This window comes from Spiroplasma corruscae (assembly GCF_002237575.1).
Lineage (GTDB): Bacteria > Bacillota_I > Bacilli_A > Mycoplasmatales > Mycoplasmataceae > Spiroplasma_A > Spiroplasma_A corruscae.
This window is the reverse complement of record NZ_CP022535.1, coordinates 1,062,060-1,075,872: the sequence shown is the minus strand read 5'-3', so window position 1 is coordinate 1,075,872 and position 13,813 is coordinate 1,062,060. Positions and strand designations below refer to the sequence as shown.

General features: G+C 26.7%; 10 protein-coding genes and 1 riboswitch. All 10 genes read left to right on the top strand.

From position 1 onward, the window contains the following. The first annotated feature begins 179 nt into the window (after nt 1-179). Nucleotides 180-278: riboswitch (purine riboswitch) on the top strand. Nucleotides 279-338: 60 nt separating this feature from the next. From purE to SCORR_RS04640, 10 genes are read left to right on the top strand one after another with little or no spacing between them, the layout of a single operon-like run. Continuing rightward, nucleotides 339-818: a 5-(carboxyamino)imidazole ribonucleotide mutase gene (gene purE / locus SCORR_RS04685; protein WP_094049634.1), complete on the top strand. Its 480-nt coding sequence runs from the start codon at nt 339-341 to the stop codon at nt 816-818. 1 nt (nt 819) lies between these two features. Beyond that, nucleotides 820-1,899: an ATP-grasp domain-containing protein gene (locus SCORR_RS04680; protein WP_094049633.1), complete on the top strand. Its 1,080-nt coding sequence runs from the start codon at nt 820-822 to the stop codon at nt 1,897-1,899. Beyond that, nucleotides 1,892-5,557 (top strand): phosphoribosylformylglycinamidine synthase, encoded by a 3,666-nt coding sequence (locus tag SCORR_RS04675; RefSeq protein ID WP_169709047.1) that lies wholly within the window; start codon nt 1,892-1,894, stop codon nt 5,555-5,557. The genes SCORR_RS04680 and SCORR_RS04675 overlap by 8 nt, the downstream gene beginning before the upstream one ends. A gap of 2 nt (nt 5,558-5,559) precedes the next feature. Next, on the top strand, nt 5,560-6,264 hold the full coding sequence (gene purC / locus SCORR_RS04670) for a phosphoribosylaminoimidazolesuccinocarboxamide synthase (RefSeq protein WP_094049631.1): 705 nt from the start codon (nt 5,560-5,562) through the stop codon (nt 6,262-6,264). Between the two features lies 1 nt (nt 6,265). Further along, entirely contained in the window at nt 6,266-7,645 is a 1,380-nt protein-coding gene (purF, locus tag SCORR_RS04665; protein WP_094049630.1) for an amidophosphoribosyltransferase, read from the top strand. 2 nt (nt 7,646-7,647) lie between these two features. Then, a complete protein-coding gene (gene purM / locus SCORR_RS04660; RefSeq protein ID WP_094049629.1) occupies nt 7,648-8,691 on the top strand; it encodes a phosphoribosylformylglycinamidine cyclo-ligase in 1,044 nt (347 codons plus the stop codon). Beyond that, nucleotides 8,684-9,259, top strand: a complete 576-nt coding sequence (gene purN / locus SCORR_RS04655) for a phosphoribosylglycinamide formyltransferase (protein WP_157705402.1) — start codon at nt 8,684-8,686, stop codon at nt 9,257-9,259. The genes purM and purN overlap by 8 nt, the downstream gene beginning before the upstream one ends. Then, nucleotides 9,259-10,800, top strand: coding sequence for a bifunctional phosphoribosylaminoimidazolecarboxamide formyltransferase/IMP cyclohydrolase (gene purH / locus SCORR_RS04650; protein WP_094049627.1), 1,542 nt, complete (start codon nt 9,259-9,261; stop codon nt 10,798-10,800). The genes purN and purH overlap by 1 nt, the downstream gene beginning before the upstream one ends. Nucleotide 10,801: 1 nt before the next feature. After that, complete coding sequence (purD, locus tag SCORR_RS04645) at nt 10,802-12,064, top strand: phosphoribosylamine--glycine ligase (protein WP_094049626.1); 1,263 nt, start codon at nt 10,802-10,804, stop codon at nt 12,062-12,064. Nucleotides 12,065-12,103: 39 nt separating this feature from the next. Further along, complete coding sequence (locus tag SCORR_RS04640) at nt 12,104-13,801, top strand: hypothetical protein (RefSeq protein ID WP_094049625.1); 1,698 nt, start codon at nt 12,104-12,106, stop codon at nt 13,799-13,801. Nucleotides 13,802-13,813 lie beyond the last annotated feature (12 nt).

Here is a 13,813-nt window from a genome sequence, read left to right as displayed (position 1 = left end):
TTTGATATATTATATTTATATGCTAGTAAAAGTACACTCATAACTAATGGATATTTTACTATTTTTTTGGATGTTTATAAGGAAAAATATATAAATATCTTTTAATTAAAACTAGCTTAAAAATATAAGATTAATCTTATATTTTTTTTATGCTGAATCTCAAATTTTTGTTATGTTATAATAATTTTGTAATATCATTTTATATATGTTCGTAATATGGACGGACGTTTCTACAAATAACCGAAAATTATTTTACTATAAAATGAGTCATATAGCAGTGCCTTTTTTGTTGTAGACTCCTTTTATATAGGGGTCTTTTTTTATTTAGAAAGGTACAAATGAAGAATAAAGTAAGTATAATAATGGGTTCTATAAGTGATAAAAAAACACTTGAACCATGTATTGAAATACTAAACTTGCTAGAAATTACTTTTGATATAAAAGTTGTTTCAGCCCATAGAACACCTGATTTACTTTTTAATTACGCAAAGACAGCTGCTGATAAGTTTGATTTAGTTATTGCCGCTGCTGGTGGAAGCGCACATTTACCTGGTATGGTCGCAAGTTTAACATGTTTACCTGTTATAGGTATACCTGTAAAATCCAGTTCATTAAATGGAATTGATTCATTATTATCTATTGTACAGATGCCCGGTGGCGTTCCTGTTGCTACAATGGCAATTGGAGAAAGCGGGGCTAAAAATGCAGCACTATATGCGGCCCGAATTTTATCTTTATATAACGATAAAATATCTAAAAACTTGAATAAATATATAAATGAGCAAACTCAAAAAGTATTAGATATTGAGGTTATATAGTATGAGAGTGGGAATAATTGGTGGTGGTCAACTAGCAAGGATGTTAATACTTTCTTCACCAGACACAGAATTTATTGTTTTAGAGCCAAAAATAGATAATAGTTGCTCGGACCTTGGTGTAGTTATATTAAATTATGATTATAATGACAAGGAAGCATTAAGAAAGCTGTCAAGTTTAGTAGATGTTATAACATATGAGTTTGAGAATATTGATGATGGCGTTCTTAATGAATTTAAATCTAAAATAAAACCTGGAATAGATTTTTTAAAGGTTTCAAAAAATAGATTTAAGGAGAAGGTTTTTGCTAAAGATTATGGACTTAAAACATTATTATTTTATCCAATCAATTCCCAAGATCAAATAAAGGATCTTATATTTTATAAAAAAATAGACTACCCATTCATACTAAAAGTTAACTCAGGTGGCTATGATGGTAAGGGACAATATATAATAAAATCCAAAGAAGATTATTTAAAAATTAAATATAACGTTTCTTATTTACTTGAAGAGTTTTTCAATTTCGATTATGAAACTAGTGTGTTAGTTACAAGAAGTACACTAAAACAAATATACTTTTTTCCAACTCCAATAAATTATCATGAGAATGGTATATTAAAAAAATCATTAGTACTAGCTAAAAAAAACTTAATAAATAGTAAATTAAAAAAAATAATAAAAAAAATTCTAATAAAAGAAAATATAATTGGCACCGTAGCATTTGAGTTTTTTGTAAAAAATAAAGAACTATATTTTAATGAGATGGCACCCAGGGTTCACAACACAGGTCATTACTCATTAGATGGTTGTAATGTAAGTCAGTTCAGAAACCATATACTTGCTATAACAAGTAGAAAAATAATTAAACCAAAATTATTAAAAAAGACAATCATGTATAACTTATTAGGTAATGAAATAAATACGAGTTTTATATTAAATAACGTATATAGATATGATTATAAAAAAAAGGAACCACTCCAAAAAAGAAAAATGGGACATATAAATATATCGGATAATAATAAAAAAAATCTGATAAAAAAATTCAATGAGATCAAAAAATTTTTGGAGGAAGAAAATGTTTAATAGAGTTTTTATATGTAAAAAAGAAGATTATGATACTGAATCAAAGAACTTAACTCAGGAGTTAAAACAAAGTTTAAAAATTAATGATATTACTTGTAAAGTTTTTAATGTATATGATATATACGATGTGAATGAAGTTGAACTAAAAGAAATTATTAACAATATATTATCTGAACCAAACATTGATAATACATATTTAGAATTGAACTTAGTTAACAAAAAGCACCTTGTAGTCAAAACTTTTGATAGTCAATTTAATCCAAGAGAAGAAAGTGCATCTGAATGTGCAAATGTTTTACTATTTAAAAAGATCAAAATAAAAACATTTAAACTTTATGTATTTAATAATTCCCTAAATGATGAAACTATTTATAAAATTAAAAAGTTATTAATTAACCCTGTTGAGTCATATGAATTTAATTTAAATAATAATAATTGATTAGAAGAAGTGCAAAGTCAAGAAGAAAGAACAATTGACATAAATCTAGATCAAAAAAATTTATCCAAGTTATACTCTGAACTAAATCTAGCTATGAATCTTAGAGACTTCCTATTTTTAGTTAATCACTATAACAATGTTGTAAATAGAAGTCTAACAGATACTGAGTTATATTTACTTGATACATATTGAAGTGATCATTGTCGACATAAGACATTTGAAACAATAATAGATAATATCTCTTTTGATACCGATGTAAATAATTTTTATAAAGATAAAGTGGTTAAGGCAATTGACTATTATAATTCTATAAAAACGAGATCAGAATTTTCATTAATGAGTATTGCAACAAGTTACATAAAACATTTAATTCAAAATAATAATGTTGAAGATTTAGAGATATCAGATGAAATTAATGCTGCCTCTATTTATGTTGATTTAGGTAAAAAAAATAAGTGTGTAATACAATTTAAAAATGAAACACACAATCATCCAACAGAAATCGAACCATTTGGAGGAGCTGCCACTTGTCTTGGTGGTGCAATAAGAGACCCATTATCTGGAAGATCTTATGTTTACCAAGGAATAAGAGTAACAGGTTCTGGAAATATATTAGAAGATATAGAGAACACATTACCAAACAAACTTCCTCAATCAAAAATATCACGTATAGCAGCAGATGGTTTCTCCAGTTATGGTAATCAGATTGGAATACCAACAACATTAGTGAAAGAAATATATCATGAAGGTTATAAAGCTAAAAGGTTAGAAATAGGTGCAGTTGTTGGAGTTAGCAAAATCAAAAATCTTGTTAGAAAAAAACCACAGCCTGGAGATGTAATAGTATTAGTTGGAGGGTTGACTGGTAAAGATGGTATTGGAGGAGCAACGGGATCTTCAAAAAAACAAAACGAAAGTTCACAAAAGAATTCTTATAGTGAAGTCCAAAAAGGAAATCCTGTTGAAGAAAGGAAACTTCAAAAATTTTTTACAGATCCAGCAGTTTCAAAAATAATAAAAAAAGCAAATGATTTAGGAGCTGGAGGAATAGGAGTAGGAGTTGGAGAGTTGTCTGAAGGAATAAAAATTTATCTTGATAGAGTACCTCTAAAAAATTCTGGTCTAACTAGTAAGGAAATATTAATATCAGAATCTCAGGAGCGAATGGTTGTTGTTTTAAGTAATAGGAATACAAGTTTTTTTATTGAAAAAGCCTTCAGGAATAATCTACTGGCAGTTAAAATTGGAGAAGTTATAAAAGAAAAAAAATTTATTGTTTATAATAAAAAGAAAAAAGTTGTTGATATTGATAGAGATTTTATTGATACTGGTGGAGTAAGAAATCACATCAGCATAAAAATATCTAAAAGCATCTTAGAAGATTGAGACTCACAAAATAATAATAGTTTTGAAAACCTAGAGCATAATTTTATTTCAAATTTGAAAAATTTAAATGTGATGTCGCAAAAACCAATGATTGAAATGTTTGACTCAACAATAGGGACTACAACAGTATTAGCGCCGCATGGTGGAGAACACCAGCTATCAGAAGTACAAGTTAGTTGTAATAAAATTCCCTTAAAAATAAATAATAATGTATGTACTATAATGGGTTACGGATTTAATCCTTATATTTGTGAGAAGAATATATTTGTCGGTTCTATGTTAAGTATAGTTGAGAGTATAACAAAAATTATTGCATGTGGAGGATTGTACAAAAATATTAAACTAACTTTACAAGAGTATTTTGAAAAACTAGAAGATGATAACTATAAATGAGGTAAACCTCTTTTAGCAGTACTTGGTGCACTAGTTGTACAAAAAGAACTAGGTGTGCCTGCAATTGGTGGTAAAGATAGTATGAGTGGAACATACCAAAATCTTAATGTTCCACCTACTTTAGTAAGTTTTGCATTAACAACAGGATATACAAATAAAATTGTATCAACTGATTTTAAAAAGATAGGTAATAAAATTTATTTATATATTCATAAAATGGATAATAACTTCCCAGACTTTAAACAACTAAAAAAAATATTTATTTCATTTAATAAATTAGTTAAATATGAAAAAGTAGAGTCTGCATTTGCAATTCAGCAAGGAGGTATTGCTGAAGCACTAGCTAAAATGGCATTTGGAAATGACCTAGGTTTTAATATTAATACTAACATAAATATTTTTAAACCCCTTTATGGCTCAATATTATTTGAGTCAAAAGAAGAGATAAATGATAATAACATAGTATTATTAGGTGAAGTTTCTAATGGTTTTATAATTAATGAAACTAATATTGATAAAAAAAAGTCGTTTGAGAATTATATAGGTCCAATAAAAAAAATATATTATGAAGGAGACGAGTCATACCCACTACCAGAAGTAAAAGATAATACTTATAAAAATAAAGTTTACTTCCCATATTTAGTTAAGGAGGTAAAAGTTATTTCTCTAATTTTTCCTGGAACTAATTGTGAATATGATATTAAAAATGCTTTTAAAGAAGAAAATATAATTTATGAAGAATTTATATTTAATAATCTAAATACTGAAAGTATATGTTATTCAATTGAAGAACTTGTTAAAAAAATTAAGAGTGCACATATCTTAGTTATACCTGGTGGATTTAGTTCTGGAGATGAACCAGATGGTAGCGGAAAGTACATTGCAAATGTACTAAAAAATAAAAATGTAAAAGATGCAATAAAAGATTTCTTAGAAGAGAAGAAACTTATACTTGGTATTTGTAATGGTTTTCAAGCTTTACTTAAATCTGGAATATTGATGCACAGCGAAGCAAAAGAATTAAGTGAAGATGATCCATCTTTAATAAGAAACAATATAAATAGACACATATCTAAATATGTAAAATGCAAAGTTACAAATAATAGCTCACCTTGAACACAAGAATTAACAATAGGAGATGTAATAAACATTCCCATTTCACATGGAGAAGGAAGATTTGTTATTAATCATAAAGAATATAAAAAACTTATTTCTAATAATCAGGTAGCTTTTGAATATATTGATGAGTCAAATAACCCAAATGGGTCTTATTACAATATAGAAGGTATTATATCAAAATGTGGATTAGTACTCGGTAAAATGGGACATAGTGAAAGATACGGTAAAGATATTTGTAAAAATATCTATGGAAATAAAAAGCAGGATATATTTATGAGTGCTGTTAAATATTTTTTAAGAAATAAAGAAAGGGAAAAATAATTATGGATAAATTATACGAAGGTAAATCAAAAATATGTTATGCAACAGAAAAAAGTAATGAGTTAAAAATGTATTTTAAAAATGATGTTACAGCTTTTAATAGTTTAAAAAAAGCAAGCTACGATTCTAAGGGCATACTTACCGCAAAAATTTCAAATATCATATTTCATTATTTAGAAAAGAATGGTATAAAAACCCATCTGCTAAGAGTTTTAGATGAACAAAATATTTTGGTAAAAAAGTTAAAAATGTTTGATATTGAAATAATAATAAGAAATATAGCTTCAGGAAGTATTACAAAGAAAATTGGAATTAAAGAAGGAACTATTTTCAATAAACCAATATTTGAAATATGTTATAAAAATGATGACTATGGAGATCCTTTAATAAATGATGACCACTGTGTTACTCTTGGTTTAACCAATTCAACACAGTTAGCAGAAATTAAAAAAGTAGCATTAGAAATTAATCAATTACTATGCACATTATTTAAAAAAGTAAGCATAACAGTTGTTGACTTTAAAATTGAGATGGGTATTGATGATGAGAATAATATTTGTTTAGGCGATGAAATAAGCCCTGATACTTGCAGGTTTTGAGATGAAAATAAAAGAAAACTAGATAAGGACTGTTTTAGAGAAGATTTAGATGATATTACTTACATATATAAAATAATATTAGATAAATTAGAAAGCATAAGTATTTAATATGGGGGATGTAATAAAAGAAAAATGTGGTGTTTTTGGTTGCTTTAACATTGAAAATGCACCCTTAATAAACTATTATGGTCTTCATGCCTTGCAACACAGAGGACAAGAGGGTTGTGGAATATTAGGTTATGATAAATTAGAGAACTTTATATTAAAAAAAGGGATGGGGTTAGTTTCTGAAAAGTTTAAAAGTACGGACTTTAAAAATTGAAAAGCAAAAAACTCAATAGGTCATGTTTTATATTCAACGACCGGTGGCTCTATTGAATGTAACGTTCAGCCATTTTATTTCAATATAAAAGATGATAAGTTTGGTTTAGTCCATAATGGTAACTTAACAAATGCTCATATCATAAAAGATAAGATGGAATCAGAAGGAAGTATATTTCAAGCAACAAGTGACTCAGAAATATTGGCACATCTTTATACAAAAAGTAAAGAGACTCAAAGACTTGATAAAATAAAGAGTTCACTAAATGTAATAAGTGGAGCATTTGCTTTTTTACTTTTATTTGAAGATGAGTTATATGCCATACGCGATAGAAATGGTTTGAGACCACTTTCAATTGGTAAATTTAATAATGGTTATGTTGTTGCATCTGAGACTTATGCTTTTGATGTTACTGGCGCAACTTATATTAGAGATGTTAATCCGGGTGAAATCGTTAAAATTAGCAACAAAGGATTAGAAAGCTTCTATTTTTCAAAAAATAATTTTAATAACGTTTGTTCAATGGAGTATATTTATTTTTCTCATCCAAGTAGCAATATTAATAATATAAATGTACATAATTTTAGAGTTGAATCAGGAAAATTATTAGCAGCACAGGAGAATAATTATCCGGGTGATATAGTTATTGGGGTTCCAGACTCTTCAACTTCATCTGCTTTGGGTTATTCCAAACAATCTAAATTACCTTTTGACATTGGATTAATAAAGAATAAATATTCAGGAAGAACATTTATTCAGCCAACAAAAGAACTAAGAGAGATTGGTGTTAGGAATAAACTTTCTGTAATTAAAGATGTTGTAAAAGATAAGAGAGTAATTTTGATTGATGACTCAATTGTAAGGGGTACTACAAGTAAGTACATTGTAAAATTATTAAAAAATAATGGTGCTAAGGAAGTTCACGTCAGAGTAGCTTCCCCACCAATTAAGTACCCAAGTTATTATGGAATTGATATTTCAACATACAAAGAACTAATTGCAGCAAATATGACTATTAATCAAATGATTGAATATATTGGGTGTGATAGTTTAAGTTTTCTAAGCATTGATAATCTTAAGAAATTATTTGCTCCTAATCAAGGATGCTTTGATATTTTTACAGGTGAATACCCTGCTGATATTTATGATTTAAATAAAGGGGAGTAATTATGAGTCAAAACTATAAAAAATCAGGAGTTGACATACACAAAGGTTATGAAGTAGTGAATCGTATAAAAAAAATAGTTAGTGATAAATTGGATACAAAGTTCATAAGTAGCATTGGAAGTTTTGGTTGCTCATATGATTTATCTGAATTGAATTACAAAAAGCCAATATTAGTTTCAGGCACTGATGGTGTGGGCACTAAATTGTTACTAGCAATAGAAGCTAATAATCATAAATCAATAGGAATTGATCTAGTTGCAATGTGTGTAAATGATATTTTAACTTTAGGAGCAAAACCTTTATACTTTCTCGACTACATTGCAATTGACAAAATTGATGTAGACAAAATTGAGGACATAATAATTGGTATTGTACAAGGCTGTTTAGAAAGTGATTGTTCTTTACTTGGTGGCGAAACAGCTGAGATGAAAGATATGTATATAAAAAATCATTATGATTTAGCTGGATTCATAACCGGTTGTGTAGAAAAAGAAAAAATAATAGACTTTAATAATGTTAAGGTAAAAGATAAAATAATTGCAATTCAATCTTCAGGGGTTCATTCAAATGGCTATTCTTTAGTTAGAAAAATATTTTTTAAAGATAATAATTATAAATTTGATCATAAATTTGAGGAACTAGATTGTGATTTAATAACAGAATTATTAAAACCAACAAAAATTTATGCTGATATAATTAATGAAATAATTAATAGTGGAATAAAAGTATCTGCAATGGCAAACATAACCGGAGGCGGTATTATTGAAAACATTCCTAGAGTTATTCCAAAGAATTTATGTGCAAGGATAAACAAAAATAAAATAGAAGTGCCTCCAATTTTTAATATTATGCAATCAATTTCTTCTATAAATGACTATGAAATGTTTAATGTATTTAACATGGGTGTAGGTTTTGTTGTTATAGTCAAAGATCAAGATGAAGCCAGGTTGCTAAAACTTATAAATAATTACAAAAGTTACAAGGCATTTACAATAGGAGAAATTATAAATTATCAGGAAGAAAGGATTGTTATTAATAATGATTAATATAGCGATATTCGCTTCTGGTAATGGTAGTAACTTTCAATCAATAGTAGATGCCTATAAAAATAATAAATTGTTGGTAAGGAAAATAATTTTAGTTGCCAACAAAGAAAATATAAATGCAATTAAAATTGCAAATCAAAACAAAATTAAGAATTATACTTTTATATTGAAAAATTATTCTAGTAAAGTTTCTTATGAGGAAGAGATATTAAAAGTGCTTGAAGAGGAAAAAATTAAATATATTTTTCTAGCCGGATATATGATGCTGATATCATCAGTTTTACTTGAAAGATATAGAAATAGAATATTTAATATTCACCCATCACTTTTACCAAGTTTTAAAGGTAAAAACGCAATAGAAGAAACATTGTCATACGGTACTTATTTATCAGGTTTTACAATCCATCATGTTAACCAAGATGTTGACTCAGGAAAAATAATATTTCAAAAACAAGTTAGGGTATATAAGAATGATACTCCAGAGAAATTACAATTTAGAATACAAAAGCAAGAGCATAAATATTATTGAAAAGTTATAAATAAAATAATTAGAGGAGATGAAGAATAATGAAGTATGCGCTAATATCAGTGTCTGATAAAACAAATTTAATCGAATTTGCGAGAGAACTTACAAGTTTAGATTATAAAATAATTAGCACTGGAGGTACTTATAAATATTTGGTAGAAAACAAGATTGAAGCAGTAATGGTTGAAAGTATAACTGGTTTTCCGGAAATATTAGATGGTAGAGTAAAAACTTTACATCCTCTAATATATGGTGGAATATTATCTATTAGAAGCAACAAGTCTCATTCTAATCAAATTAAGGAACATAATATAAAATCTATTGACATAGTTGCTATTGACCTATATCCATTTCTAAAAACAATACAAAATGATAGTAGTTTACATGAAGATATTGTAGAGAATATTGATATTGGTGGTGTAAGTTTATTAAGGGCCGCAGCAAAAAACTATAAAGATGTTTTAACTATATGTGATATTAATGATTATATGCTTGTTATTGAAAAACTAAAGTCTAATCAAGTAGATAATAGATTTAAATTAACTTTATCTCAAAAAGCATTTGCTCATACTTCTAGTTATGATTCACTGATAAATAATTATATGCTTACCAAGTTGGATAATAATTATATGCCAGAGGTACTTACTATTTCTGTATTAAAAAAAGAAGAGCTAAGATATGGTGAAAATCCACATCAAAAAGCGTATTGGTATACAGATATATTTCATAAGGAAATATCAATAAATAATGGTACACTACTTAATGGCAAACAACTTTCATATAATAATATCTTAGATGCTAATGCCGCTATTGGAATAGTCAAGGACTTAAATAATTATAATTGTATGGTAGGTATAAAACATCTAAATCCATGTGGAGTAGCGATCAAAGGAAATGTCAAGGATTTATGACTAAAGGTTTTGGACAGTGACTCTAAATCAATATTTGGAGGAATAGTGGCTACTAATCAAGTTATTAATAAAGATGTAGCAAAAATTATGAAAGACATTTTTTTAGAAATAATAATTGCTCAGGATTTCGATGAAGATGCTCTTGAGTTACTATCCCAAAAGAAAAATCTGAGATTAGTAAAACTTGATTTTAAAACAGATAATCTAAAAATTAACAAATTTGAATATCATTCAGTGGATCAAGGTCTTCTAATACAAAATAAAGATTCATATAAACATAATATAAAAGATTGAAAAGTTGTTACTAAAAATAAACTATCAGATTTAGAGTTAGAGGAAGCATGATTTGCATACATAATAGTAAAACATGTTAAATCAAACGGGATAGCTTTAACAAAAAACTATCAAACCATTGGAATTGGACCTGGTCAGATGAATAGAATAGGGTCAGCTAAAATAGCTTTAGAACATGCTGGAAAAAAAGCGGATGGTTCAATATTATCAAGTGATGCTTTCTTGCCTTTTAATGATGTTGTTGAACTAGCATCAAGATATAATGTAAAAATAATAATTCAACCAGGTGGTTCAATTAAAGACAAGGAGTCAATTGATTTAGCTAATAAGAAAGGAATAGCGATGATATTTACTAATATCAGACACTTTAAACATTAGTATGAAGATAAATATATTAATTCTTGGAAAAGGTGGAAGAGAGCATGCTCTTGCTAGAAAGTGTAGAACGTCTCAGCTTTGTAATGATATATTTGTAATACCTGGAAATTATGGAATTAGTGATTGTGCCAATGTTTATGAAGATTTTGATTACTTAGATAATGAAAAAATCTTAACCTTTGCTAAAACCCAAAATATTGGGCTTACAATTGTTGGTGATGAATTGTTTCTATCAAATGGAGTTGTAGACTTATTTGAAAAAAATAATTTAAAAATATTTGGACCTACAATGAAAGCTTCCAAAATAGAATCTTCAAAAATATTTGCAAAAAATCTGTTTAAAAAGTATAACATCCCAACAGCTGATTATTTTGCTACAAGAAAAAAAGAAGATGCTCTTGATTATATTAAGAGTTTAAATATATACCCAATTGTAATAAAGAATGATGGTTTGGCTAGTGGTAAGGGAGTGTTTATTGTAAAAACACAAAGTGAAGGAGAAGAAATTATTAAAGACATATTTGATAAAAATATCTTTAATAATAAAAAATGCGGTGTAGTTATTGAAGAGTTTTTAGATGGAAGAGAGTTTAGTTTATTAGCTCTTGTTAACGAAGATGTTTATGTTTCCCTACAACCAGCTAAGGATTATAAAAAAATATTTGATAATGATTTAGGAGATAATACAGGCGGTATGGGTTGTTATACACCTGTCGAATATATCAACCAAAAAATTTTATCAATAAGTAATAAAAATATTATAAGTAAAACTATTAAAGCCCTTAAAAATGAAGGGATAATATATAAAGGTGTATTATACGCTGGGTTAATATTAACTAGAAATAATGAAATAAAGGTAATTGAATTTAATAGCCGTTTTGGTGACCCAGAAACAGAAGTTCTTATGCCTGCGATGAAAAACGATATTATTGAGGTTATACTAAAAATTTTAAATAAGGAGGAACCTACTTTAGAATGACATAAAAAGTATTTCATTGGAGTAACAATAGCAAGTAAAGGTTACCCAAAAAACTTTGAAAAAGGTGTACCATTTACTAATAAGTTGATTTATAATATAGAAAATGTTTACCATATGGGTACAAAATATAATCATGAGAAAAAAGAATTCCAAAGTAATGGTGGAAGGTTAGTTTTTATTTTAGAAAGTCATGAAAATAAAAAAACATGTATAGATAATTTATATAAGAGTATTGACAAACTTGATTTTAGAAGTTTTTATTATAGAAGAGATATCGGAAAATAACTAAAATGAAGTAAAATAAAAATGGTTAAAGAGGCAAAAATGAAGAATATATTTAAAAAAATTACAATATTATTTGGATTTAATACATTAGTATTTACAACTTTTTTGAATGCTTCATACTCAATAAACTCCGAAAACAAAAACTTTGTTAATAATTTTCCTGATACCATAACATCTAATTTAAAGGAAAATAGAAGTTCCAAAAAAACAACTATTTTATCAAATGATTTTTTATGAGCTGGAAAAGCATTACAATATTTTTTGTATAAACATACAACATTTGATGAATATACAGGTACTTTAAAAAAAAGTTTAAATCTTACTTCAGAACAAGAGTTATATTATTTGATGAGTTTATCTTCAAATACAATATTGGTATCATTAAATGGAATGACTTCGTACCAAGATTTTTTCTCACAGGCATTTAGCAAATGACTTAACTATAAGACAGTTAAAGAAAACTTAACTTGAGAACTTTTAAATTATTTCTTCACTAATTTATATACTAATTTAAAAATAAAATTAGCAGGTCAAGATAGTTTTGATAAGACTAAAGAAATAATTGATCGTGACTTTGATTCTAATTCAAAGTGCCTTATATATTCATTTACATTTAATTCTTTAGAAAATCAAAATTTATTAACTTCAAGAGATTTATTTTATGATAGTGAGAATTTTGGAATTGCAAATAGTGATTCAAGTTATCTTCCTTATGCACAAAACTTATTGATTAGCTCATACAAGTTTGCCTTAAGTAATGGTGATTTAAGGATAAATAATAAGATTACTAGCATGAAAAGTCTTGCTGATAAAATAGTTATTTCAAATTATTGCAATGGAAAAATGGATGATTGTTTAGTAAAGTATGAAAAATTAAAAACATGAAATAATTCTAATTATATAAAAGCATCAGATGAATCCATAAGTAAATTTCAAATTTTCTTATCACAGAATATAAAGTTTAAAAATTTTGATGAATTAGATAAATATTATTCAGATATAACCCATAATAGGAGAAAGAATCCCGGAGCTAATATTACTTTGAGTATTGTAATGAAGGAATTAGCGAAAGTATATAAATGATCAGAGGAAAGGTTAGAAAATTTAAAAAATACCATTCTAAATATTTTTAATATATGTTATAAACTTACATTCCTTAGTAATAATATAGATGATTTTTCATATGCTATTATTGGGATGATATTTACACCAGATGAAAAATTATTATTAAGTGGTGAGCAAGAAAGTGATGTTGAATCTTATACAGGTTATTCTTTTATTAAAAGTAGATTTAATGGAATTTATGAATCAGCTGGTTATTGTTACTTAATTTTTGCAATAAATTATATTGATAGTAATAATGCAGAAGCATACTCAACAAATTATAAAATAGGAAAAGAAAGTAATCCAAGTCCTTATGTTAATTTTAATAAAGAGTTCGGGAAAGTACTTGATTCATATTTAGGAAGAACCAAAGAAGGAGCGAACTATTTAATTCAATCATACCCAGAAACTTCTTTTAAAATGAATAATTCCGTACTTTATAAAGGTAAGATTATTGGATGGAATGAACATTCTGGTGAAGTTGCTCAGTCAGTGACAAAAAATATTTTATTGGCAATATACTTATTTATAACATTTTTATCAATAGTTTTTATAATCATAATATTAGCTATTTCAGTTCCTTACTTTGTTAAAAGATATAAAAACAGAGATAAAACAGCTTTTAAAAAATAAAACATTTTTTAA